General features: G+C 36.7%; 25 protein-coding genes. 12 read left to right on the forward strand and 13 right to left on the reverse strand.

From position 1 onward, the window contains the following. The first annotated feature begins 30 nt into the window (after positions 1-30). Both AB8P06_RS08415 and AB8P06_RS08420 read left to right on the forward strand, forming a co-directional pair. The gene (locus AB8P06_RS08415) at positions 31-1,857 is read left to right on the forward strand and encodes a TonB-dependent receptor plug domain-containing protein (protein ID WP_369840434.1); all 1,827 of its coding nucleotides are present in this window, start codon (positions 31-33) and stop codon (positions 1,855-1,857) included. Between the two features lie 19 nt (positions 1,858-1,876). Continuing rightward, complete coding sequence (locus AB8P06_RS08420) at positions 1,877-2,935, forward strand: DUF5074 domain-containing protein (protein WP_369840436.1); 1,059 nt, start codon at positions 1,877-1,879, stop codon at positions 2,933-2,935. A gap of 154 nt (positions 2,936-3,089) precedes the next feature. On the opposite strand, the gene AB8P06_RS08425 is transcribed toward AB8P06_RS08420, so the two are convergent. The 11 genes from AB8P06_RS08425 to gldB form a co-directional block, all read right to left on the reverse strand. Next, entirely contained in the window at positions 3,090-4,508 is a 1,419-nt protein-coding gene (locus AB8P06_RS08425) for a CCA tRNA nucleotidyltransferase (RefSeq protein ID WP_369840438.1), read from the reverse strand. 114 nt (positions 4,509-4,622) lie between these two features. Then, positions 4,623-5,171: an L-threonylcarbamoyladenylate synthase gene (locus AB8P06_RS08430; RefSeq protein ID WP_007842337.1), complete on the reverse strand. Its 549-nt coding sequence runs from the start codon at positions 5,169-5,171 to the stop codon at positions 4,623-4,625. A 270-nt stretch (positions 5,172-5,441) separates the two neighbouring features. Continuing rightward, on the reverse strand, positions 5,442-5,867 hold the full coding sequence (gene tnpA / locus AB8P06_RS08435) for an IS200/IS605 family transposase (protein WP_369840441.1): 426 nt from the start codon (positions 5,865-5,867) through the stop codon (positions 5,442-5,444). A 102-nt stretch (positions 5,868-5,969) separates the two neighbouring features. Further along, entirely contained in the window at positions 5,970-6,473 is a 504-nt protein-coding gene (locus AB8P06_RS08440) for a DinB family protein (protein ID WP_369840443.1), read from the reverse strand. A gap of 79 nt (positions 6,474-6,552) precedes the next feature. After that, positions 6,553-7,017 carry a GNAT family N-acetyltransferase gene (locus tag AB8P06_RS08445; RefSeq protein ID WP_369840445.1) on the reverse strand — a complete coding sequence of 155 codons (465 nt, stop codon included), beginning with the start codon at positions 7,015-7,017 and terminating at the stop codon, positions 6,553-6,555. 12 nt (positions 7,018-7,029) lie between these two features. After that, positions 7,030-7,506: a nuclear transport factor 2 family protein gene (locus tag AB8P06_RS08450; protein WP_369840447.1), complete on the reverse strand. Its 477-nt coding sequence runs from the start codon at positions 7,504-7,506 to the stop codon at positions 7,030-7,032. A gap of 114 nt (positions 7,507-7,620) precedes the next feature. Beyond that, positions 7,621-8,760, reverse strand: coding sequence for a cystathionine gamma-synthase (locus AB8P06_RS08455; protein WP_369840449.1), 1,140 nt, complete (start codon positions 8,758-8,760; stop codon positions 7,621-7,623). A gap of 13 nt (positions 8,761-8,773) precedes the next feature. After that, complete coding sequence (gene gldC / locus AB8P06_RS08460) at positions 8,774-9,100, reverse strand: gliding motility protein GldC (protein ID WP_007842349.1); 327 nt, start codon at positions 9,098-9,100, stop codon at positions 8,774-8,776. 24 nt (positions 9,101-9,124) lie between these two features. Further along, complete coding sequence (locus AB8P06_RS08465) at positions 9,125-11,326, reverse strand: thioredoxin-like domain-containing protein (protein WP_369840451.1); 2,202 nt, start codon at positions 11,324-11,326, stop codon at positions 9,125-9,127. 9 nt (positions 11,327-11,335) lie between these two features. Next, complete coding sequence (locus AB8P06_RS08470; RefSeq protein ID WP_369840453.1) at positions 11,336-12,238, reverse strand: ABC transporter ATP-binding protein; 903 nt, start codon at positions 12,236-12,238, stop codon at positions 11,336-11,338. Between the two features lie 82 nt (positions 12,239-12,320). Further along, positions 12,321-13,307, reverse strand: a complete 987-nt coding sequence (gene gldB / locus AB8P06_RS08475; RefSeq protein ID WP_369840455.1) for a gliding motility lipoprotein GldB — start codon at positions 13,305-13,307, stop codon at positions 12,321-12,323. A gap of 52 nt (positions 13,308-13,359) precedes the next feature. Between gldB and AB8P06_RS08480 the strand changes: the two genes are divergently transcribed. From AB8P06_RS08480 to AB8P06_RS08510, 7 genes are all read left to right on the forward strand, one after another. Beyond that, positions 13,360-13,998, forward strand: coding sequence for a leucine-rich repeat domain-containing protein (locus AB8P06_RS08480; RefSeq protein ID WP_369840457.1), 639 nt, complete (start codon positions 13,360-13,362; stop codon positions 13,996-13,998). A gap of 8 nt (positions 13,999-14,006) precedes the next feature. Beyond that, entirely contained in the window at positions 14,007-14,540 is a 534-nt protein-coding gene (locus AB8P06_RS08485) for a GNAT family N-acetyltransferase (protein WP_369840459.1), read from the forward strand. Continuing rightward, positions 14,537-15,064 (forward strand): GNAT family N-acetyltransferase, encoded by a 528-nt coding sequence (locus AB8P06_RS08490; protein ID WP_369840461.1) that lies wholly within the window; start codon positions 14,537-14,539, stop codon positions 15,062-15,064. Before AB8P06_RS08485 ends, AB8P06_RS08490 begins: the two co-directional genes overlap by 4 nt. Positions 15,065-15,079: 15 nt before the next feature. After that, positions 15,080-15,871: an NAD(+) synthase gene (gene nadE, locus AB8P06_RS08495; RefSeq protein ID WP_369840463.1), complete on the forward strand. Its 792-nt coding sequence runs from the start codon at positions 15,080-15,082 to the stop codon at positions 15,869-15,871. A 10-nt stretch (positions 15,872-15,881) separates the two neighbouring features. Further along, positions 15,882-16,388, forward strand: coding sequence for a ribonuclease domain-containing protein (locus AB8P06_RS08500; protein ID WP_369840465.1), 507 nt, complete (start codon positions 15,882-15,884; stop codon positions 16,386-16,388). Between the two features lie 75 nt (positions 16,389-16,463). Next, positions 16,464-16,685, forward strand: coding sequence for a GIY-YIG nuclease family protein (locus AB8P06_RS08505; RefSeq protein ID WP_369840968.1), 222 nt, complete (start codon positions 16,464-16,466; stop codon positions 16,683-16,685). A 112-nt stretch (positions 16,686-16,797) separates the two neighbouring features. Then, on the forward strand, positions 16,798-17,100 hold the full coding sequence (locus tag AB8P06_RS08510; protein ID WP_369840467.1) for a barstar family protein: 303 nt from the start codon (positions 16,798-16,800) through the stop codon (positions 17,098-17,100). Between the two features lie 92 nt (positions 17,101-17,192). Here the strand turns inward: AB8P06_RS08510 and AB8P06_RS08515 are convergent, their stop codons facing one another. Continuing rightward, positions 17,193-18,485 (reverse strand): T9SS type A sorting domain-containing protein, encoded by a 1,293-nt coding sequence (locus AB8P06_RS08515; protein ID WP_369840469.1) that lies wholly within the window; start codon positions 18,483-18,485, stop codon positions 17,193-17,195. Between the two features lie 269 nt (positions 18,486-18,754). Between AB8P06_RS08515 and AB8P06_RS08520 the strand changes: the two genes are divergently transcribed. After that, the gene (locus AB8P06_RS08520; protein ID WP_369840471.1) at positions 18,755-20,302 is read left to right on the forward strand and encodes a helix-turn-helix domain-containing protein; all 1,548 of its coding nucleotides are present in this window, start codon (positions 18,755-18,757) and stop codon (positions 20,300-20,302) included. Continuing rightward, entirely contained in the window at positions 20,299-21,429 is a 1,131-nt protein-coding gene (locus AB8P06_RS08525) for a tetratricopeptide repeat protein (RefSeq protein WP_369840473.1), read from the forward strand. Before AB8P06_RS08520 ends, AB8P06_RS08525 begins: the two co-directional genes overlap by 4 nt. 120 nt (positions 21,430-21,549) lie before the next feature. Here the strand turns inward: AB8P06_RS08525 and pafA are convergent, their stop codons facing one another. Then, complete coding sequence (pafA, locus tag AB8P06_RS08530; RefSeq protein ID WP_369840475.1) at positions 21,550-23,196, reverse strand: alkaline phosphatase PafA; 1,647 nt, start codon at positions 23,194-23,196, stop codon at positions 21,550-21,552. A 144-nt stretch (positions 23,197-23,340) separates the two neighbouring features. Between pafA and AB8P06_RS08535 the strand changes: the two genes are divergently transcribed. Further along, positions 23,341-23,880 (forward strand): GNAT family N-acetyltransferase, encoded by a 540-nt coding sequence (locus AB8P06_RS08535; RefSeq protein ID WP_369840477.1) that lies wholly within the window; start codon positions 23,341-23,343, stop codon positions 23,878-23,880. Positions 23,881-23,897 lie beyond the last annotated feature (17 nt).

The following is a 23,897-nucleotide window of genomic DNA, read 5'->3' on the forward strand; positions in this document are numbered from 1 at the left end:
TATTGCTTTCGGAGGAAAAGTAAAATAGTAATGAAAAGATCTTTAGTACTTTTTTTATCGTCATACAGTTATTTTCTTTGTTTCGGACAGGAGAAGACCATTGATACGGTCTATATTTTTGACAACCAGATGAACAAGGTTAAACTTTTTCATAAGGTTACAACCATCACTCCTCAGGATGTTGAGAAAAACTCTACCAACCTTTCAGAGCTTTTACGTTTCCAAACCAGCGTTTATATTAAGGAAAACGGGCGTGGAGCCGTATCTTCCCCTTCTTTCAGAGGAACGACGGCACAACAGACCGCTTTTGTCTGGAACGGGATCAATATTAATTCAAACTTTCTTGGTCAAGGCGATGTTAATAATATCCCGTTGTTCGGTTATGACCAGCTTGATATAAAAGCAGGTGGCGGAAGTGTTATTTACGGAAGCGGAGCAATTGGGGGAAGCATTCATTTAAACAATAATCTGGATTTTAACAGCGGGTTTCATGCTTCTTTATTTTCAGAGGCTGCGTCATTTAATACTTATAATAATTTTGCAAGAGCTTCATACAGCAATGATAAGCTGAGCTTTAAATTTTCGGGGAATCATGCAATCAGTGAAAATGATTATGAGGTAAAGGAATCACAGAATTATATCAACCGTAACGGAAAGTATTCAAATACGAATTTCAATTTTGCAGCTGCTTATAAAATTGCCCCACATCAGCAAATTTCATGGATTTCAGAGTTTTTTAACGGAAATCAACATTACCCTGTTTTTTTCGACAGCCAGACAAGAACAAAATATGAAACCCAGAATATACGCAGTCTGATTTCCTGGGACTGGAATAACTCAAAATTCAGGAATTCATTTAAAGCTGCCTATACGGAAGAAAACTTTCAGTATTACGGAAATATCAATGAACCCAAAACGAGCGGCGGGACAGGAAAAAATTATATTTTAAAAAATGACTTCAATTATTTTTTAAGTCCAAAATGGAATATCAACCTCATCACTGAATTTCAGGTGAATAAAGGAGAAGGCTATCAGTCAGGAATTGGAGATGTAAGCAGAAATGTGGGCTCTGTTTCCGGATTGGTACGTTATTTTGCTACGAAAGATTTACGTTTTGAAGGTGGTGTAAAAAAAGATTTTGTTGAGGATATCAGTTCGCCCCTGTTATTTTCTTTTTCAGGAGCATGGAATGCTTTAAAATGGTATACGGTTGATCTGAATGTATCAAGAAATTTCCGTTTCCCATCTTTTAATGACCTGTACTGGCAATCGGGAGGAAATGTTAATTTAAGACCGGAAACTTCTTATCAGTTTGAACTGAGAAGTCAGTTTAAAGTTGCTGACATCAAACTTTCGGTAACTCCGTATTACATGAAAATCCGTGATATGATCACCTGGCTACCTTCTTCTTCAGGATATTACCAGGCAACCAATACCTATGAAGTGGAATCTTATGGATTGGAATCCCAGATAGAATATTATAAAAAGTTTGGGAAGCATAGTTTAAAGGCCAATGTAGGGTATTCTTATACCCGATCTACCAATCTTGAACTCCAAAAACAGCTGATGTATGTCCCTTATCACAAATTCTTTGGAAATATCGATTATCAGTATGATTTTATGAGATTATACGTGCAGGGAATGTTTAACGGACTTACCTATACCGATACCAATGAAAAAAGAAGCGATGCCCTGGATCCGTATTTTGTAATGAATGCCGGATTGTCTGCAACAATTCTTAAGAATTATACTGTAGGAATCAAGGTCAATAATATTTTTGACCAGGTTTATAAGACAGTGGCTTATTATCCAATGCCCAAAAGAAATTACAGTATCAATCTGAATATCAATTTTTAAAATAAATATAGTAATGAAAATGAGAAAAATTTTATCTCTTGTATTTGCTTCGGCTTTACTTTTTAATGTCGCCTGTAGTGACGACAATAACGACTACGTTATAGATTCGAAAGGAACCTATGAAAACGGAATATTTATCGTAAATGAAGGTGGATTTTCAACACCTACGTCAGAGGTTTCTTTTATCAGTAATGATTTGGGAACTCTTGACAATAAAATCTACGCCAGAAATAACAGCAATGAAATATTGGGTAATGTCTTACAAACCATAGGTTTTAACGGAGACAACGCTTATCTTGTTTCCAATGTTCCGAATAAAATTGACATTGTCAACCGTTATTCTTTTAAGAAACAAGCTACGGTAACAGCTAATCTTAGTAATCCGAGATACATTGCTTTTTCCGGGAACCAGTATTACGTGACCAACAATAATTTTTTCGACGTAATGAAACTGAATGTTTACAATAATGATAATTCTTTTGTAAAGAGCATCAGTTTTGACAGATCTGCTGAAAAAGTAGTGGAAGCCGGCGGAAATATTGTAGTACAAACCGATGGTATAACGTATGAGACAACTCCGCCTTATAACGAATTAGCTACAGGATACACGATTACCATTGTAAAACCATCTACCAATACAGTGGATAAAACCGTTACCTTACCAAGCAACGGGATCATCAGAGACCTGATTTCATACAACGGAAGTGCTTATGTACTTGCATCCAGTAACACCAACTCATATATCTATAAAATCAACCCATCGACCGGGACTTTTACAACAGCAACAATCACCGGACTTCCACAGGTACAAAAGCTAAGAGCTGATGGAAATAAATTTTATTTCTCAGATAACGGTAACAAAATCTATTCAATGAACGTAGATTCTACCCTTCCTTCTGCTCCGATCGTTACAACACCGGGAAATCTTTACGGATTCAACGTGATTGACGGTAGAATTTATGCTTCTGATGCGAGCTTTACAGCGGATAGTAAAGTAAATGTTTACAATGCCAGCAACGGTTCATTGTTAAAATCTTTTACTACAGGAATCGGGACAAGCGGATTCTATAAAAACTAAGAATTGCGCATCAAGCGTATAAAATTTTAATTTTTTCATCATTTGTGTTCCGGGCGGCTTCTTCGAAGCCGCTCGGATTCATTTCAATCCTAATAAAAAATGAGTTCTCAAATTAATTTCGGGAACTCATTTTTATTCATATTTGAATTTATATCTAGATTTTCAAGCCCAGTTTTTCAGCTTCACCGATCACAAATTTTTTAGCTTCTTCATGATCATTAAGGATTTCACCTTCCAGAATGGCTTCTTTCACTTTTTCTTTAAGGATACCGATTTCACGGCCAGGTTTAAGATCAAACATCGTCATGATTTCTTCGCCTGAAATTGGCGGCTGAAAATTTCTTACCTGGTCTTTCTCTTCAACTTCTTTTATTTTTACAGCAACATATTCAAAATTTCTGATGAATTTTTCCTGCTTTCTGGCATTCTTGGTGGTAATATCGGCCTTACAGAGTGTAAACAGGTCTTCAAGGTTTTCCCCGGCATCAAATAGCAATCTTCTCAAAGCCGAGTCTGAAGCATCATCGGTAATCAAAGCAATGGGACGCGATGAAAGCTTAACCATTTTCTGTACATACTTCATATCATTTCCCAAGGGTAATTTCAGTTTCTGGAATAATGATTTCACCATTTTTGAGCCTAAAAACTCGTGCCCATGGAAAGTCCAGCCCGTTCCTTCAACGAATTTTTTTGTCGGAGCCTTTCCGATATCGTGAAGCAATGCAGACCAACGCAACCAGAGATTATCTGTATTTACCGAGATGTTGTCTACCACTTCCAGGGTATGATAAAAATTATCTTTATGAGTCTGGCCTTCGACTTCCTCTACTCCTTTCAGTTCTATCAGCTCGGGAATAATCAGTTTCATCAGTCCGGTTTCCTCCATCAGTCTTAAGCCTGTCGATGGCTTTTCGGAAAGCATGATCTTGTTAAATTCCACCATGACCCTTTCCATAGAAACAATCTTGATTCTTTCTGCTTCCTGCTTAATCGCCGCAAGCGAATTTTCTTCTATCGTAAATTGCAGAGTTGATGCAAAACGAACAGCCCTCATCATTCTCAACGGATCATCAGAATACGTCTGAGCAGGTTCTAAAGGGGTTCTTAAGATCTTATTCTCCAGATCTTCAACTCCGTTAAACGGGTCAATCAGTTCTCCGAAATTATCTTTATTCAAAGAAATCGCCATCGCATTGATGGTAAAATCTCTTCTTTTCTGATCATCTTCAAGGGTTCCGCCTTCTACATCCGGCTTTCTGCTGTTTTCATTATAGCTTTCTTTTCTTGCTCCCACAAATTCAAGCTCCAGATCTTTGTATTTGACCATTGCCGTACCATATGTTTTGAAAACAGAAACCTTTAATTTAGGATCAATTTCCAGAGCAACACTCTGGGCAAGCTCTATCCCATTTTGTTCAGTCACAAAATCAATATCCGTAGAAGCTTTTCTCTTCATCAACAGGTCCCGAACATATCCGCCGACAATGTATACCGACTGGTTATTCCGGGCTGCCACTTCCGAGATTATTTTGAAAAGCTTTAGATTTTTATTTTGATTAAGATTGATGAACATATTTATTATTTAATGTAAAACCACTAAGAAATGAAGTGTATTAAGCGGGTCGCTCAGCATTCTTTATCTCTTAATGGTTAAATGATTTTGCAAAGATAATTAAAATCTTTTTTTCTATTCCCGAAGAACTTTTATTCTGTTGTCACTCCATATTTTTATCACTGAAGAACCGGAATATTTTGAAACTTTCTCACGGTCTTCTTCCACGGCATAATCTACCAGCTTGATCATTTCAGGAGAAATATCGGAAAATTTAAGCGGACTTTTATCTCCACTGAAATTGGCAGAAGTAGACACTAATGGTTTATTCAGTTTTGTAATCAGTTTTTTACAGAAATCATTCTTCACCAGCCTGATCCCGATGCTTCCGTCTTCGGCAAGTAATTCCTTAGGAAGGCCTCTTGGATTTTCATAAACAATGGTTACCGGTTTTTCACTAAGGTCAATAATTTCCCACGCCATTTCCGGAACATCAACCAGATCCTGCAGCCTCTTCTCAGATTCTACCAGAATAATCATCGATTTGTTTTTCTCGCGTTTTTTAATGTCAAATATTTTATTAACCGCTTCTATATTTGTGGCATCACAACCTATTCCCCAAATGGTATCTGTAGGATAAAGGATGGTTCCGCCGGATTTTAATATGTTGATAATGTTTTCCATTTTAATTTTTATAGGATAAGAAAAAGCCAATATAAGAGCTGTATTTTACCTTGTCAAAAATAAGGATTTTTCATTAGGTTTCGGCTAAAGCCAATTGAGAAGATTACATTTTAAAACGGGCTAAAGCCCGTTTCTATTGAATAGAAATTGTTATAGACATCAACTTTACTTTTGATTTACACCTTAGAATTTATTGCTTTCATTTATTCAATAGGGGTGGGCTTTAGCCCACCTGCAAAAAAATAAAAATCCTCTGGCTTTAGCCAAAATTTATTTTAGATTATATTTCTCAATAAACTCCTGATATTCTTCTATAAACGTTTTTTTCTGATGATGCCTTTCTTGATTTTTAATATAGTTTCTGACTGAATCAATCTTTGACTCTGAGACCGAAACTGCAAAATATTCATCCTGCCAGAAAAATTTTTCTTTTGTTAACTGGTTTTTATTAATCCAATAAGAAGATTCTCCTTTTAGTAACTGGACAATTTTTTCAATATTTTGGTTAGAACCTAAAGAAAGCAAACAATGGCAATGATCTGCATAACCATTTACCATATCTAAAAAAATACCTTTTTCTGAAGCATTTTCTTTTATGTGTTTCCAAACTTTGATTCTCAGGTCAAATGTATTGAAATGTGGGATTCTATTTTTCGTGGAAAATACAAGATGAATATAAATTTTGATAAAGGACATTGTGTTTTTATCAAAAATAGGAATTTCCAATATAAGTTTTGGCTAAAGCCATTTGAAAATTTTATTATTTAAACGGGCTAAAGCCCGTTCCTATTGAACACCTTACAACCCCGGCAAATATCTTTCCTCTATAATATTCAAATGATGGTAATTGTGTCCTACAATCAGTTTCCCGATGGTTTCTACAGAAATCTCATTTCCATTAGCTTTTCCTGTATTATGTAAAGCTTTGGGGTTAAGGTTTTCCACTAAAATCTGAGATGACTTTCTTACCAGCTTATATTCTTCCAGTAAAGATTCTAAGCTTCTTTCATTGGCAAAAGACTGTTTAGCATATTCGTTTTCATCGAAACCCGGCAATCCTGCCTGTTCGCCTCTTGCAAAAGCTAAAATACGGTATTGAAATACCCTTTCTGTATCCGAGAGATGTAAAAGCAGCTCTTTCAGAGTCCATTTTCCTTCTGCATAAGCAAAATGAGATTGTTCTTCTGTAAGTTTAGAATAGATATCGGTGGTTTTATTTCCGGTTTTTTTCATTTCCTCCATCCAGTTTCCGGAAGGGATCTGATCTAAATATCTTTGTATGTATTTTTGAAAATCTGACATGTTAAATATAGTTATGAGTGATGAGTTATAAATTATGGGTAATGGTAATGGAAACTAATCAATTACTAATTCTCATTACTTATTGCTTATGTTTGTTCCCCGGGTTTGTCCATTCATAGAAATTTACGGAATCATATAATTCGAAACCTGTGGATGGATATAATTGATTGCCTACATCATTGCTCTTCCCTGTTTCCAGTAATACGCCGCAGGCTTTGGATGATCTGCAGACTTCCTTGGCTTCTTCGATCAGTTCTTTGGAATAGCCTTTTCCTCTATGGTTTTCATTCACGTAGAGATCATTTAGCAACCAGTATCTCTGCATTCTGGTTGAAGAAAATATTGGATACAACTGAACAAATCCGACTAACCGGTTATTATTTTCAGCAACAAAAATTTCAGAATCTTTATTTTCAATTCTTTCTTTTAAAAAATGTTCTGCAGCTGGAATATCTGAATTCTTATGATAGAAAATTCTGTATTGGTCAAACAATTCTGATAGTTGCGGAATATCTTCAATAGTTGCTTTTCTGGTGTTTTTCATGAAGCGAGAATTTTATTGATGATCGTAACTTAGGACACGTTTCATTTTCCACTGATTATCTTCTGAAATCCACAGGATAGTAAATTTTGCGCGGCTTCCTTTGTGCCATTTTCCGTCGTAAAATTCAAAGAATTCATGTACTCCTTCCTGTATAAAAGCATACAATTTATTTTTATCATACAAAGGATAAACTTTCATGCTGTCGGGAATAAGCTCACGTTTTACCTTGTTTGGCCCACCGCAGATATTATTTTTAATGGATGCTATAAATGCTGCCTTTCCATCAGTAATCCCGCCTTTATCATGATAAAATTCAAGGTCGTTACTGATAATGGAATTATAATGAGAAAGATCACATTGATTAAATCCTATATCAAATATCAGACTATCTAATTTCTTTGCCGTTTTATATAATTCGTCGGTGGTTTTTACCTGAGAATATGCTATCTGGCTTAAGATTAACCATAATAAAATCTGAATCTTTCTCATTATATTTTAATTTTTTTATGCTTTGTTATTCTGACGTCAGGAAGAATCGCTTTTAAATAACAACAGATTCTTCGTTTCAGAATGACATAGTATTTATTATAAATTCAACTTAATTTAAGAAAAAGCTCTTTCCAGATCGGCAATAAGGTCTTCCTTATCTTCAATTCCAACGCTTAAACGAACTAAATCGTCAGTAATACCCAATTCAGCACGTTTTTCAGCAGGAATAGAAGCATGAGTCATTAAAGCCGGGTGATTGGCCAAAGATTCCACACCTCCCAAAGATTCAGCAAGAGTAAATACTTTCACTTTTTCCAAAAATTTAATGGCATCTTCTTTTTTACCGGATTTGAAAGTAAAAGAAACCATTCCGCCGGATTCTTTCATCTGGGATTTTGCCAATTCATATTGCGGGTGAGATTCCAATCCGGGATAAATTACTTTGTCTACTGCTGGATGAGTTTCAAGATATCTTGCAACTTCCAATCCGTTATCGGAATGTCTCTGCATTCTCAATGCCAGGGTTTTAATTCCTCTCAATACAAGATAAGAATCGTGAGGTCCTAAAATCCCACCGCTTGCAAACTGAATGAAATGCAATTTCTCACCTAATTCCGCATCTTTTGCGATAAGAGCTCCGGCAATAACATCTGAATGTCCGCCTAAATATTTTGTAGCCGAATGCATTACAATATCAGCTCCAAGATCAATCGGTCTCTGAATATAAGGCGTCGCAAATGTATTGTCAACCGCTACCAGAATATCTTTTCCTTTTGCGATCTCAACAACAGCTTTGATATCCACCAGCTTCATTAAAGGATTGGTAGGGGTTTCTACCCAGATCAGCTTTGTTTTATCAGTGATCACCTCAGCAATTTTAGAAACATCGTCAAAGTTCACGAAAGTGAATTTCAACTGATATTTTTCAAAAAGCTTTGTAAACATCCTGTAAGTACCGCCATATAAATCATCTACAGCAATTACTTCATCACCGGGATTCAATAATTTTAAAACACAGTCGATTGCAGCGAGACCCGATCCGAAAGCAAGGCCTCTGGCTCCGTTTTCAATACTTGCCAGAGAATCTTCCAAAGCCTGTCTTGTAGGATTGGCAGCTCTTGAATATTCATAACCGGAATGTACTCCGGGGCTTTTTTGTGCAAAGGTAGAGGTTAAAAATACCGGAACATTTACAGATCCTGTAGCAGACTCATGATGCTGCCCTCCGTGTATCACTTTTGTATTAAAATTCATAATATTTTATAATTTACATTTTTATCGCAGACTTCACTGCAAATTCTTCTGCAATCTGCTCCAACCATTGTGCCACATCTTCTTCTCCTGTTGCTCTCTGGTAAGTATTTCCCAAAGAAACCAAAATCTGATGAATAAACATTTTCATCTGATCCACCGGCATTTCTTTCGTCCAAAGGTCAATTCTCAAAGCTTCCATGGCTTTATCATCCCAAACAGAAATCATCGTTGCCTTAGTTTCTTCTTTTTCAACACCTCCATCCTGTGCATTCCAGGTAATATTTTCAGGAATGTGGTTTTCATCTAATTCAACGTCTATCGTTATCTGAGTCTTTCTCATATCAATTTTAAATTTTTCACAAAGTTAATACTTCTTGAGCTTATCTAAAATTTCTACGAAATTATCTTCATCCGGAAACGGTGTGTTAAGATTAAATACTTTTCCTTCAGGATCTATAATGATAAACCTCGGAATCGACTGGATTTTATAGGTATTCATAAACTGACCTGCATTGGCTAACCAATACTGTGGAACTTTGGAAGGTTTTGTTTTTAAATAATTCAGCCATTTTGTTTTATCTTCATCCAGACTGATCGAGATAAACTGGATATTGCTGTAATGGGAATACTGGTTACTTCTCGTATCAAATATCGGCCGGATCTGCTTGCAAGGTCCACACCAGGTCGCCCATAAATCGATGACCACATATTTTCCCCTGTACTTCGACAGCTTATATGCATTGCCTTTATGATCTACAAGTTCCAGATCTGAAAACGGTGATCCTTTTTGAGAAATCGTAATCTGCTCCAGCCTTGAGGTGACCAGTTTTTTATAATCTGTATTTTCTAAACCTTTAATTTCCCTTGCAAATAATTGGTTCCGTGAAATGCTGTCTGTTTCCAACTCCATACTTTTCACAAGATGTTTTGTAAGTAAACGGTCTTTATTAATTCCAGCCGGTAAAGCATTTAATTTTATAAAAAGAATACTGTCCGGGTTACGGGTCAGCCGATCTTTATCGGTAAGCATCTGATCGAGTTTGTATTTCATGTACTCGTCATTTTTACTCAACAGGATCGTAGGGATATTAATCTTTTCATTCAATTCATTTAAAAACGGCTTGGGAGGAGCAAACTTCGGATCATCAAATGAGGTCATCTTTCTGTAATTATTGATTTCGTTCAGATATTGTATCGCCAATAATTGTTTCCTGTAGGCTTTATATTCATCGGAAAGCGCATTATTTTCAGAATCCGTATAATTTTCCAGCCTGTCGATACTGTCTTCCCAGTCAGCCTGAGCCAAACTATAGAATTTCGCAGGATCATCATTATATTTCTGTTCTTCAACGGCATAATCAAATTCATATCCAAAGCTGTCTTCCTGGTTTTTATAAATCTGCTCAGCGTATCTGTTTGATTTTACAAAATAATTCATTTTCACCGCATTGTACTGAATATCAAAATCAAATCTATCACCACTACCCATCACCAGGTCAATTCTTTTATTTCCGAATTCAAGGCTGTATTCATCAAACGGTATTTCTTTTTTTGTTTCCCATACAAATGCTCCGTTTTTCACTGCTGCACTTCCTATTTTCTTATGGAAGTCTTTTGAGAAAATCTTTATGGAATCTAGCTTAAGAGAGGTATTCAGCTTTCCGGTAATGATAATTCCTTCGCCTTCACTTTTATAAACTTTTGGTTTCTGTAAAAGGTAAAATGCTCCCGTTGCCACCACTAAAAATACAGTTGAAAAAACAATCTGTTTTTTATTTTTAAGGAAAGCCGTCTTAAAGCCTTTTCCTTTGTACCAGAAATATCCTGCGGTCAGAAAAACTATTGCCCAGAAAATACTTAAATATTCACTGTAGGTAATAAAATGATTCAGGTTCTTTATATTGGGAGATTTACATAAAATATACAGGGAATTATAAGGACAGTACGGGAAATCATTTTTCGAAATCAAAGAATACATATTGACGATAAGCCCCAGAATTCCTACAAGAAAAGCCCAGATAAAGCCCGGAAACGCAACTGAAATACATAATTGCACTGCTGCAACGCCCAACACTGCCACACATAATCTTAGGAATGTCTTCAGGACCCACAATCCGTCAAAAGTCAGCAATTTTACTTCATTAGGATTGATATAATAATCCAATAAGGAGAAAAGGATATTAAACCCGATATAAGAAGCAATGCATAAAAAACTTAAAATCAATAAAACAATATATTTTGAAAAGTATAACTGTAATTTACTGATCGGCTGGGTTTCCATAAGTTGCCAGCCATTATTTTTATGATCGATCTGTGCAATCCTGTTGGCTGCAATCACAATAAAAAGCAACAGGAAGAAAATAGCAAAAGCTTTAAAATTATCTACTATTGTTTTTTCGAAAACGGAATACGGAAGATCTTCTGAAGCAATAAACTGCGGACTAAATACCTGCCCCGCAAATCCCAACAACGGAATCAAAGCACCTAAGATCAATGCCAGGTAAACCAATCCAAGGCCTTTTATTTTAAGCCATTCTGTATTGACTAATGTTATCATTTTTTTCATTGGTGTTGATTATTTTTTTGTTATTTCCATGAACCAGTCTTCCAATCCGGCACTGTTTTTTATCTCAAAAACCTCAGCTTCATTCATGACCAGCATTTTAGTAAGCTTAATGATATCCTCTTTAGACTGCACCGTTACCTCTATCGTGTTTTCGTCGATCATTACCGCAGAATAATGCTCAGGAATATTGCTGATAAAAAGTGAGGCCTTATTCAATCCTATTCTTATATGATTGTACCGGTAATGAGCATTTAATTCTTCCACACTTCCGGAAAATTTAATCACACCGTTGGAAATAATTGCCAGATGGGTCACCATTTTTTCCACTTCCTGCAACAGATGACTTGAAATAAAGATGGTAATTCCCTGTTCTTTATTGAGTTTAAGGAGCAGCTCCCGGATTTCGAGCATTCCGTTAGGATCCAGTCCATTGACAGGTTCATCCAGAATTAAAAGCTCCGGGTTTCCCAATAAGGTCATGGCAATGGCCAGTCTTTGCTTCATCCCCAGAGAATATTTTTTCATCTTCATTTTCCGGTTGTCCCAGAGATCTACCAGGTTTAAAACCCTTTCGCATTCCGAATCGGGAAGATTTCTCAGTTTGGAAAGGATGACAAGATTATCCCAGCCCGATAAATGGTCATAAAAAGCAGGACTGTCTATCAGGCTGCCGATTTTCTGAAATCCTTCAGGATAAAGCCGGGTCAGGTTTTTATTAAAAATCTCAACAGCATGGTTGTCGTCAGGAAGGCTACCCAACAGCAGCTTCATCGTCGTTGATTTTCCGGCACCGTTGGCTCCCAGAAAACCAAAGACACTTCCCTTGGGAACCGTAAGGTTTACGTTTTTCAGAATGGGTTTGTTCTGAGTGAATCCAAAGTTTAAATTCCGGATAGTAATTGAATTTTCCATATAATGTATTGTGCTTGCAGGTTTTGAAAACAAAAAAGATCTTCTGCACTGCAAAAGACCTTTTATTGGTATGAAAAATACTCTATTTTGTTACATCAGGTTTATATCCTGACTGATTAAATATTGCTGTTGCATCTAATTTCAGGAAATCCACCAGCTTGGTTTCCGGCTTCTGCTTCAGATAAGATTTACAAATCTGCCATCCTGTAAAAACACCGATCTGCGGTGAAGATTCGTTATCGATTTCCGTATAGAATTTAGAAAACGGCCCAGGTGTGATAAATCTTTCCAACAACCTGGAATCAGATCCGAAAATCAGGTCATTTTCTACAAGATAATTCCAGACGTTACCTTCATTTGAAACCGCCCAGTCATATTGCTGCTTGGTATAATTCATTTTCAGATAATCCGGAGTATCCGGTAAAAAAGCATCCTGAAGAATCATAATTTTTCCCTGGTAAATCAACATATCGATAAATTTCTGATGATCTGTGGAAAACGGAGCAATGTTCTCGGCAAACATTCTAGACACTTTGGGAACGATGTTATTCGGGTTCATAGACTTCTGGAAATACAGCTCCAAACCTTTGTAATTAGGGTTTTTGTCTCCCATAAAACCTGTAATATCAATAAACAGAAGGTTTCCTTTTTCGTCATAAAAAATAGGATCCTGAATCATCTGTAAAGCCGATGAAAAAAGGTATACTTTAGGACTTTTGAATTTAGGAAAATAGTATTTGATGTGGGTAAACAAATCCTGAAGTTCGTTCTGAAGCTTCTGCTGGTCTATTTTAGACTCAGCTTCTTTATAAATTTTGATCTCACCGGCATCCACTCTCCTTTTCCCGAAATCTTCATCAGAAACCGTTCCCTGGAACCACGGAAATTTAGCTTTAAACTGATCCAGCGGAATATTCTGATCATAAAATTCTTTGGAAATATCGGTCAGCTCAACTTTTTCTGCCGGAGTTTTAACTTCAACCTTCCATGGGTTCTGAGTTTCTTTTTTACAGGAATTCAGCCCTGCAACTAAAATGGAAGAAAGCGCAATAATTCTAAAAATCTTCATTATTTTTACATGAAATTTAAGTTTACAAACATAAGAATTTAAACACAATGTAATGGTGAAAAATAAAATATTTATCATCCTTTCCACCTTCATAACCTGTATATTTTTTCAGGGGCAGGCCTTGAAATTCAGGGATAAAAATCTTGAAAAAGCAGTTCTTGAAAATCATGATCTTGATAAAAACGGTTTTATTGATAAAGAAGAAGCTTCAAAATTAACCCGGTTATTTATTGTTAAAAAGGGAGTTACTACTTTGGAGGACTTAAGTTTATTTCCGAATGTAAAAATGGTACTTGCCGATGACAATCCTATTCCTGGAATCTCCATGAAAAATATGAATCAACTTGAATTTTTTTCATGTACCGGCTGTCAAATTTCAACTTTTAACGCGGAAAATCTTAAAAAACTTACTTCAATTTATCTTGACAACAATCTTATTGAAAAAATTTCATTGAGAGCGATTCCAAGAATTGACCAATTAACATTATCTTTAAATAAATTAAAGTTTATTGAGGTAAAAGAGTTGAGAAATTTAAAGCATCTCAATCTTGAACACAATCAATTACAACAACTGGATATTTCCGGAAATGAAGCGCTGCAAACCTTAAATGTAGGTGGAAATAAAATAAAAGAAACCGATATTAAAAAAGGAATGAAAACCGATGTGACCATTTTCGGAACAGAACCTTAAAAATACAAATGATGCACCTGGAAACAGAAAGATTGATCTTAAGAAAATTTAAAGAAACAGATGTTGGGCGAATGTTCCTGCTTGACTCTGATCCTGAAGTCATGAAATATATCGGCATGGCTCCTTTAACCGACATCAAAGAATCTGAAAACGTAATCAGAATGATTCAGCAACAGTATACTGACAACGGTGTCGGCAGGCTTGCGGTGGTTGAAAAAGAAAGTGGTCTTCTGATCGGTTGGAGCGGCTTAAAGTTGCTTACCCAGGAAATTAACGGCTATGTAAATGTGTATGATCTGGGTTACCGTTTTTTACCTGAATCTTGGGGAAACGGCTATGCATTGGAATCGGCTAAAGCTTCTCTTGATTTCGGATTTAATGATCTGGATGCAGAAACTATTTATGCACATGCCCATTCTGAAAATGAGGGCTCCAATCATATTTTAAAAAAATTAGGCTTTCAGAAAACAGGAGAATTTATTGAGCCTGACGGAATCTGCTTCTGGTATGAGTTAAAACGTGAAAATTATCTTGCCTCATGACAATAAGACAGGAAGAAAACCGCGATCATCAGAAAGTATTTCAACTTATTGAAGAAGCTTTCAGAAGTATGGAACACAGTGATCACCGGGAACAGTTTCTGGTAGAAAGGCTGAGAAAATCCGATGCATTTATCCCGGAATTATCTATCGTTGCAGAAATCGGCGATAAGATTGTCGGGCATATCTTATTCACAAAAATCACTATTGAAAACGGTTCGGAGTCTTTCGAATCTCTGGCATTGGCACCTGTTTCCATAATGCCGGACTTTCAAAATAAAGGAATCGGTTCCCAGCTCATCATCTTCGGACACATCATTGCAAAGGGACTGGGATATCATTCTGTGATTTTAATTGGTCATGAAAACTATTATCCTAAGTTTGGATACGAAAAATGCAGTAATTTTGGAATCTCATTTCCATTTGACATTCCCGAAGAAAACGGGATGGCCATAGAACTGGTAGAAGATGGATTAAAAAACATAACCGGGATTGTAAAATATCCCAAAGAATTTGAAACAGACTAAAAAAATAATAAAACAATGCAGACACAAAAAGTAATTGATCATATTGTAAGCTGGCTAAAGGATTATGCGATCAAGGCTAATGTAAAAGGGTATGTAATCGGGGTTTCAGGAGGTGTGGACTCAGGTGTGGTTTCAACGCTTTGTGCCATGACCGGGCTTGAAGTTTTGCTGCTTGAAATGCCTATCCGCCAAAAAGAAGACCAGGTCAACCGTGCCCAGGATCATATCGAAGACCTTAAAAGAAGATTCCCGAACGTTCAGGGCGAAACCGTGAACCTGACGCCTGTTTTCGAAACTTTTGAGCAAACCGTACATGATCATGTTGAAGGGAGATGGAGTAACAACCTTGCACTGGCCAATACCAGATCACGCTTCAGAATGCTGACATTATATTATTTCGGACAGCTTCACGGGCTTTTAGTTTGCGGAACCGGAAATAAAGTAGAAGATTTCGGAATCGGATTTTACACCAAATACGGTGACGGAGGTGTAGATGTATCTCCCATCGCTGATCTGTATAAAACAGAAGTATATGAACTGGCAAAGGAACTAAACCTTATCGAAAGTATTCAGAAAGCCATTCCTACAGACGGGCTCTGGGATGCTGAAAGGACTGATGAAGACCAGATCGGGGCTACATATCCGGAACTTGAAAAAATCCAAAAGGAATATGGTACCAAAACAGCTGACGATTATGAAGGCCGTGATAAGGAAGTGTATTTAATTTTTGAGCGGATGAATAAAGCTGCACAGCATAAAATAAATCCTATTCCTATTTGCGATATTCCTGAAGAGTGGAGAGATTAAATCAAGAGTTATGAATAATAAATTAAGACCTGCTTTTTTTGCTTTTTTAGGGCTTCTTTTCGGAATGCTTGTGATGAATCTCTATAATCATTTCACTTCTGAAAAAAAGGACACTTCTGCCCATCAACCCAAAGTAGAATATGGTAGTACTTCTTCTGATTCGGCTGCCAATAGTTCTTCATACCAGCAGTCTATTGATCAGCTTACTGCGGAAAAGACCGTAATCGGTTATGTGAAAAAAAATCATCAGCTTCCTGATTATTATATTACAAAAAACGAAGCCAGAAAGCAAGGCTGGAATCCTTCGAAAGGAAATCTTTGTGAGGTTTTGCCGGGAAAAGCCATTGGTGGAGATCATTTTAGTAACCGCGAAGGCAAGTTACCTAAAGATGATCATTATTTCGAAGCCGATGTCAACTACAATTGCGGCAACAGAAATGCAGACCGGATTATTTTCACAAAAAACGGAGATGTTTATCTTACTAAAAACCATTATAAAAGTTTTGAAAAGCAGTAGCTGTTAATATGTCATTGCGAGGAACGAAGTGACGAAGCAATCTCTCAATAAATGAAAGCCGGTTTTATTTATATTATGACCAATAAAAATAATACTACTCTTTATACAGGGGTAACTTCAAATTTGTATCAGCGCGTTCTGCAGCATAAGGACAAATATTATTCAGCAAAGCTTTACCTCAAAATACAATCTCCAGAAACTCGTTTACTGGGAAGCCTTTCAGGAAATTGGAGATGCTATTTACAGGGAAAAACAAATAAAAGCAGGTTCAAGACAAAAAAAATTAAATCTGATTAATTCTTTGAATCCGGAATGGGAAGATTTAACAGAGGATATTAAAGATTTGACGACATCTTATTGAGATTGCTTCGTCACTTCGTTCCTCGCAATGACAAATAAATAATTCAATATGAAAACAATATACATAGATTTTACAGAGATCGGAGATTATGATGATTTCTATACGCAGTTAAAAGAAAAAATCACTCTTCCGGAGCATTTCGGAGATAATCTGGATGCACTTTATGATGTGATCACCGGAGATCTGGAAATGCCTTTAGATCTGGAATTTGTAAACATGACCGTAGATCAGCTTGAAATTTTCGAAGACCTGCTGACCACTCTGGAAGATGCAGAAGAACAGCTGGAAGATTTTACGTTTACCTACTATCTTGAGCAATATGAAGATGATGAAGACGGAACTGAAAAATAAACATCTAAAAAATTTATTATAAAGTAAAAACTCGCAGAAATCTGCGAGTTTTTTTGGTCGGTGTCAGTGTTAAAAAGTGTCCAATTTTTTATTTACTGTTTTATGAATTTAAAATTCTGTGAAATTTCCCCTTTCACAAAAATTTGCAATATGTAATTTCCTTTTGACAGTGATGATACATTGATCTGTTGCTTCACGGCATCAGATGAAATTACTTTTTGACCGACCATATTGTAAATTTCAGCTTTCTCAATGGCTTCAGTCCCTTTGATATAGATCATATCTTTTACAGGATTAGGATAAATGCTTATTGAGGTTTTATATTTAGTATTTTCATGGTTCGAGAGATATTGGGTAAGATCAAGATAAAATGCTACAACCTGATTGGAAGAATTCATTCCTATTCCGGCCATTTTTTTTCCATCCTGGGAAATAGCCAAGGGCAAAGACATTGTTACTCCCTGAGTGTTTATTCCTAATCCCGTCGCATAATCATTTAAGTTCACCCGCCCGCCTGCGGCAGTCCAGATAAAGCCTTCTCCAGTCATCGGAGGCCCGGGGAACGGCCTGAAGTAACCAATTACCGTTCCACCATCAGCAGAAACCCCGGTTGCTCCACCTCTGAAGAAGGCTGAGGAATTTGGATGTGTAATATATGTAAGCCCCGTTGTATTTTTCCAGACATACGGGTTGGGCATGCTTGATCCTATAATCGTGTTCCCGTCCGCAGAAACCGCTCCTGCTTCACCAACATTATTTCCGTTGCCATCGGTAATGAAACTTTCGGTTCCGTTTACCCATTTTGCACCGCTTCTTGTTCCGTCTGATTCATCCTGCCATCCAACGATAACGGTTCCATCTGCATTCACAGCGTTTGCTCTTGAGCTTCTCCCCTGAATACTGCTTCCAAGATCTGTTACTCCATTCTGGGCATCCCATTTTACGGCATGGGCATTTGCGGCAGTCAGCCAACCTAGCCCTACCACCGTATTTCCATTGGGTGTCATTCCCCAGGTAGAACTCACACTGCCGTCCCATCCTGTAGGAACAAGGCCGCCTTGCGTTGTCCAGGTAGAAGTTGCCATATCATAAGTAGAAATCTCGTTGAAATTGGTGGTCGCGTTGGTGGTGGAAGATGCGATCTTTGTCCCGTCATTGGAAACCAGTGTTCTGCCGGCTGCAGGATACCCATTCGTTAATGCTCCGATCTGAACAATTCCGTTTACGGCATCCCATTTAAAAATTCCGCCACCGCTGGTATGCATACTCACAATCCCATTGTCAGAAACAGCACCCACCGTATAATTTCCAATGCCCATCACTGTGAGTTGAGCATTTGCCAGCACAGATAAGTTCAACAAAGAACAAACGTATATAGCTTTCATTGAAATTTTGTAAAACTTTTTCATATTTCTTTGGATTTAATATTTTGAATTGGCGAAAACAATATTAATATTATATTTACCTATTCAAAAGAAATTGACTTACATAATTCATGAAATTTAAAAGAATTAAAAAAACAAATAATTAAAAATCAACATTTTACAAAAATTCAACTTTGAGGACAGATTTTAAGACGCCAGAAAAAAAACAAAGAAAAAATTCATTATTTCATAAAAAAGTATTCGACAGCTTCTTATCAATAGGGTTCATATTGATCTGTTCAGTTTTTATTAACGGTCAATCCGGTCCTGATTTTACTATTCTTGCAGATAAGGCTTTTGAAAAATTATATCAGAACCCTGACGACTGTATCAATTATTCACAAAGCCTGCTGATCAGTGATCAGAATACCGAGCATAAAATCATTTTGCAGAACATCATTTCACAAGCTTACGTGATGAAAGGAGATTATGTACAGTCTTTAAATACATCGGGACAGAAAGAAAGCTCGGGAGAATCTGAAAAGCTGTCTTATTTTATGCAGCTCTTCGGGGAATACAATCTTGCAGACCAGTACCAGAACCTGGGATTGTATAGTCAGTCGCAAAATATTATCTCCGTTCTTTTGGCCGACAAGAAGCTTTATAAAAATGATGATCCGAAATCAAAAATAACCATTGCCAAGCTTTATCAGCTTCAGGCGATCAATTCCGGGATTACAAGAGATTATCATTCTGCCATCGGAAACCTCAACAAAAGTGATCAGTTTATTGACCGTCATAATGCAGAAAATAAAATCATTGGCTTGGAAAATAAGATCTTCCGCTCTTCTTACCTGATGAGACAGAATCAGGCAGATGAAGCCAGAAAAATGCTGGAAGAGGTCATTTCGGACTTAAAAAAGTCTTCAAACCAACCATTTCTTTCTGCTTTTGCCTACGAAAATTTATCCAGATATTATTTCCAGAAAGAAGATTATAAAGCCAGTATTGAAATCCTGGAAAAAAGCCTTTCATTTATTGAGAACCTTCCCTATAACAGCCTTAAGACAAAAATTTACGAATCCCTGGCAAAAAGCTATCTGGCTTTGAATGATGACACGCAATACCATCAATACAACAAAATTTATACGGAATCAAGATCAAAACTAGACACCAACAAAAAAGACGGAATACGGTATATTGTAAAACTGGTGGAAACCAATCAGAACACCAGCCTTGAATTTCAGAGACAAAATCAATCAAAGAAATTCTGGATCCTTTGCTCAGTAGCTATCATTCTCATAATCAGCCTGGTGATTTATTTCCTGATTGAAAAAAGCAGGAACGAAGATTTAAAAAAACAGTTTGAATTTTTTGAAAAGCAAAATAAAAGAGAAAAAATTGATCCTGTACCTATGTCAAAAGAAGAAATTTCCCCTGATAAAAACACTGATAAAGAACCTAATAAAATCTCAAAGGAAAAAGAAGATGAAATTCTGCTTAAACTGGAAGAATGGGAGCAGTCTGACCGGTATTTAAATAAAAGTATGTCGCTTTCGATGCTTTCTGCACAAATGGGTGTCAATACAAAATACCTCTCGGAAGTCATCAATAATACCAAAGGAAAAAATTTCAACGGTTACATTAATGAGTTAAGAATCAACCATATCGCCCACTTATTAAAGACAGAGCCTGCCTACCTTAATTACAAAGTAAGCTATCTTGCTGAGTTTTCAGGGTTTTCTTCGCACAGTGCATTTACTACGGTCTTTAAATCGATAACGGGAATGTCACCCAACACGTATATCCAGGAAATCAGCAAAAACAAAACAGTATGAGAATAACCGCTAAAATAATGATATGGATGTTTTTAATCTGTCAGTTGTCGGTAAACGGTCAGAAAATTTCAGATGATTCACTGATGAAAAAAGCACGCCTGGAAATTTATGACAATCCGGATCATACGATTGATATCGGGAAAAGCCTGCTTAAAAAAGAAACAGACATCAATAAGTCTATCGGAATTTATTTGCTTCTCTCAACAGCCAATATTGCCAAAAGAAATTTTGATCAATCGTTGCAATACATTTTAAAAGCAAAAGAACTGGTACAAAAAACCAATGATATAAAAACGCAGACCAACGTTCTGATCTCCGTTGCCATCCAGTATCAGCAGATGGAGCTTTTCAGCAAAAGCCTGGAAACCCTTAATGAAGCAGACATTTACCTTAAAAAACTTCCGGCAGATTCTTCGGAAAGGCTCATAGAAACTGCCAGAAGCTATGCCATCCGCGGAATGATCTATAAAAGTCAGTCGAATTCGGAAATTGCCCTTGAAAAATTTTTACTTGCTGTTCAGAATTTTGAAAAAGTAGAGAAAAAGAAGGCTACCTATGCCAATATGAGCGTCGTCTATTACAACATCGCCTATTGCTACCTTAATCTTAATCAAACAGAAAAGGCACAGCGGGCATTCACACAATCTGTTGATTATGCTCAGAAAGTAAACGCTAAAAGTCTTGAGGCATTTGCTTTAAAAGGGATGGCAGAAATGCATAAACAAAACCGTAAAAATCAGGAAGCATTAAACCTTCTGATCAGGGCCGAAAGCCTTTGTAAAAATACGGGCGACATCATCCTCAACGAAGGCATTTATAAAGAAATGGCTGATAATTATCTTGCTATGGGTAATTCCGGGCTGTATCAGGCATATAATAAAAAGTATTTTGAAATGCGCTTTAAACGGGAACAGAACGAATTAAATTCCATCAATCATTCCATTAATAACCACAATAAAGAGACATTAAAGAAAGCTCAGGAACTTACAGCCTGTTACAATTCTCTTACAATTTTAATGATTATAGCAGGTATGGTGATCATTATCATTCTGTCATACTTTATTTTGAAAATCAGGAAACAGAACGGGAAATACAGGAAGGATATTCAACAATTGATCAGATCCTGATGTTATCATTATTTTCGGTATATAATTTCAAATCATTCACCGCTTATCATTTATTATAAGTTACAGCAAATAAAAAAACATCCCTTCTCAGGAATGCTTTTCTATTTATTGTATGCCGGATTATTTTCCTATTGCTTCAGTGATCGGATTTCCGATATTTCCGCTTGGGAACTGAATTTTCAATAATGCAGAAACCGTAGGTGCAATATCGGTCATGTTATATGGTTTATTGCTTTCTCCATGCTGAATTCCCCAACCCATAAACAATAACGGAATGTGAGAGTCATAAGAATTCCACACGCTGTGTGTTGTTCCTGTTTTTGCATAAGGCGGAAGCATGGAATCGTGAGAGATCAATTGGATGTCACCACTTCTCTGTCTGTTGATTCCGTTGATGATTCTCTGCTTGATCGGCTCGGGAATTGTTGCTTCCTGAACATCTTTTACAGAGACGGCATATAAAACAGTCGGGTCTTTTTCAACCTCCTGGATGGTAAAATCTCTTACGTCATCCAATTCGAGCTTATTGTCTTTTAATAATTTTCTGTCGAAATAGATCTGGTAATTATCCACAGCATTGATCAGTTTATCTACTCCGAACTTATCTTTCAGCTTCTGATTGATATCTTTTTCCATTCCTTCACCAAAGAAACCTGTGGTAATTTTATGTTCCTGTAAAAATCCTACAGAATGCGCTCCACCATGATCGGCAGAAAGGAAAACCGTGTACTCCCCTTTTCCGACTTTAGAATCAAGATAGTTGAAAAATTCAGCAAGATCCTGATCTAATCTTAAATATACATCTTCTACTTCAATAGAATTCGGACCGAATTTGTGACCTGCATAATCTGTTGATGCCAGATTGATCGCAAGGAAGTCGGTGATATCATCGCTTCCCAGTTTTTCTCCTTCTACGGAAGCTTCAGCTAATTTCAATGTTAAGGTATTTCCAAAAGGAGTATAACGGATATTATCTTTTTTCTCCTGATAATCTTTTGCTAAGTTACTGTAAGGGAAAGTAGGTGTTTTTGAATTTCCCAGGAGTCCTTCCCAGGCGGAGTTATCCGGTGAACTTTCCGTGTATTGATTGATGGGTAATAGAGTATTCCATCCGTTGGCAACCAGTTTTTCAGGCAGCTTATGGGCGTTGAAAGATTTCACCCATTGAGGTAAATCATTCATATACCAGCTACTTGTCACGAAATTCCCGTTAGAATCATCAAACCAGAAAGCTCCGTTCGGTGTATGACCTGCAGGAAGAATCGAAGCACGGTCTTTTAAAGAAACCCCAATTACTTTTGACTGGAAATTCGTTGCTAATCTCAACTCGTCTGTAACTGTTGTAGACCAGAGATTTTTCGGAGAATGGCTTCCGATTTTTGTATTGGTTGTACCTACAGGCTGAACACTTTCATCTGTCGTACAATACACATTTTTCCCTGTCTCCTTATCTGTCCAGTCATTTCCTGCAATGCCGTGAATAGCTGGAACCGAACCTGTATAAATACAAGTATGACCTAAAGCCGTAACCGTAGGAACATAATTGATATGTACATTATTGAGTGAATAGCCTGTATTTAGTAGTCTTTTGAAACCGTCATTCCCATATTTACTGTAAAAACGGTACAGATAATCCCAACGCATCTGGTCTACCACTAAGCCTACCACTAATTTGGGCCTCTCTAATTGAGAATTTTTATTCTTCTGAGCATCGATTGTAACCACGGACAAAAAAGTAAGCGCCGCAATTGAAATTTTCCTAAGCATCTGGTAAATTTTTATTGACCACAAATTTACATGTTTTGAAAGTTTTAGAATGTGAAATTTTATTTAAATTTGAGATTGATTCATATTTTACATTCTTTGAAAAAAACTACAGAATAATTCTATATGTATCAGTCTAATTTGTGAATGATGATCGAGATCAGAAAACTGGAAAAACTTACCGGTAATCCAACACTCAATTGGGACCTCAACGGATATGAAACTGACAAAATCTTTGTTGTTTCCGCTATTGAAACAGCTGATTCTTTTGAATTTAAATTAAGAGAGAAAAACCAAAAGTATACAAAAAACTGGGAAACCAGGCCTGATGATATTGCAGAGCTTAACGAAATCATTGAACAAGGACATTCCTTTGGAGCATTTAACAATGATGAATTAATAGGCTGGATCATCTGTGATTTCAGGGAATGGAACAACAGCCTTTTCATTGAAAATATACTGGTCAGTGAAAAATTCAGAGGACAGAATATCGGAAGACTGTTAATCAAAAGCATCAGCCGGGAAGCCAGAGACCTCGGATGCAGAATCGTTGAGCTCGAAACCCAGAACACCAATTATCCTGCGATCAGGTTTTATCGGAATGTGGGATTCAATATTACCGGAATCAATACCAAACTGTATAATGATTCTGTAGAAACTGCCCTATACATGAGTTTTGAAATCTAAGCTTTATCGACAAAATC

It is taken from the genome of Chryseobacterium tongliaonense (genome assembly GCF_041224435.1).
GTDB classification, from domain to species: domain Bacteria; phylum Bacteroidota; class Bacteroidia; order Flavobacteriales; family Weeksellaceae; genus Chryseobacterium; species Chryseobacterium tongliaoense.

Coding starts and splice junctions, on each gene's coding strand:
- AB8P06_RS08415 (WP_369840434.1), top strand. CDS start 31: ATGAAAAGATCTTTAGTACTTTTTTTATCGTCATACAGTTATTTTCTT.
- AB8P06_RS08420 (WP_369840436.1), top strand. CDS start 1,877: ATGAGAAAAATTTTATCTCTTGTATTTGCTTCGGCTTTACTTTTTAAT.
- AB8P06_RS08425 (WP_369840438.1), bottom strand. CDS start 4,508: ATGTTCATCAATCTTAATCAAAATAAAAATCTAAAGCTTTTCAAAATA.
- AB8P06_RS08430 (WP_007842337.1), bottom strand. CDS start 5,171: ATGGAAAACATTATCAACATATTAAAATCCGGCGGAACCATCCTTTAT.
- tnpA (WP_369840441.1), bottom strand. CDS start 5,867: ATGTCCTTTATCAAAATTTATATTCATCTTGTATTTTCCACGAAAAAT.
- AB8P06_RS08440 (WP_369840443.1), bottom strand. CDS start 6,473: ATGTCAGATTTTCAAAAATACATACAAAGATATTTAGATCAGATCCCT.
- AB8P06_RS08445 (WP_369840445.1), bottom strand. CDS start 7,017: ATGAAAAACACCAGAAAAGCAACTATTGAAGATATTCCGCAACTATCA.
- AB8P06_RS08450 (WP_369840447.1), bottom strand. CDS start 7,506: ATGAGAAAGATTCAGATTTTATTATGGTTAATCTTAAGCCAGATAGCA.
- AB8P06_RS08455 (WP_369840449.1), bottom strand. CDS start 8,760: ATGAATTTTAATACAAAAGTGATACACGGAGGGCAGCATCATGAGTCT.
- gldC (WP_007842349.1), bottom strand. CDS start 9,100: ATGAGAAAGACTCAGATAACGATAGACGTTGAATTAGATGAAAACCAC.
- AB8P06_RS08465 (WP_369840451.1), bottom strand. CDS start 11,326: ATGAAAAAAATGATAACATTAGTCAATACAGAATGGCTTAAAATAAAA.
- AB8P06_RS08470 (WP_369840453.1), bottom strand. CDS start 12,238: ATGGAAAATTCAATTACTATCCGGAATTTAAACTTTGGATTCACTCAG.
- gldB (WP_369840455.1), bottom strand. CDS start 13,307: ATGAAGATTTTTAGAATTATTGCGCTTTCTTCCATTTTAGTTGCAGGG.
- AB8P06_RS08480 (WP_369840457.1), top strand. CDS start 13,360: ATGGTGAAAAATAAAATATTTATCATCCTTTCCACCTTCATAACCTGT.
- AB8P06_RS08485 (WP_369840459.1), top strand. CDS start 14,007: ATGATGCACCTGGAAACAGAAAGATTGATCTTAAGAAAATTTAAAGAA.
- AB8P06_RS08490 (WP_369840461.1), top strand. CDS start 14,537: ATGACAATAAGACAGGAAGAAAACCGCGATCATCAGAAAGTATTTCAA.
- nadE (WP_369840463.1), top strand. CDS start 15,080: ATGCAGACACAAAAAGTAATTGATCATATTGTAAGCTGGCTAAAGGAT.
- AB8P06_RS08500 (WP_369840465.1), top strand. CDS start 15,882: ATGAATAATAAATTAAGACCTGCTTTTTTTGCTTTTTTAGGGCTTCTT.
- AB8P06_RS08505 (WP_369840968.1), top strand. CDS start 16,464: ATGACCAATAAAAATAATACTACTCTTTATACAGGGGTAACTTCAAAT.
- AB8P06_RS08510 (WP_369840467.1), top strand. CDS start 16,798: ATGAAAACAATATACATAGATTTTACAGAGATCGGAGATTATGATGAT.
- AB8P06_RS08515 (WP_369840469.1), bottom strand. CDS start 18,485: ATGAAAGCTATATACGTTTGTTCTTTGTTGAACTTATCTGTGCTGGCA.
- AB8P06_RS08525 (WP_369840473.1), top strand. CDS start 20,299: ATGAGAATAACCGCTAAAATAATGATATGGATGTTTTTAATCTGTCAG.
- pafA (WP_369840475.1), bottom strand. CDS start 23,196: ATGCTTAGGAAAATTTCAATTGCGGCGCTTACTTTTTTGTCCGTGGTT.
- AB8P06_RS08535 (WP_369840477.1), top strand. CDS start 23,341: ATGATGATCGAGATCAGAAAACTGGAAAAACTTACCGGTAATCCAACA.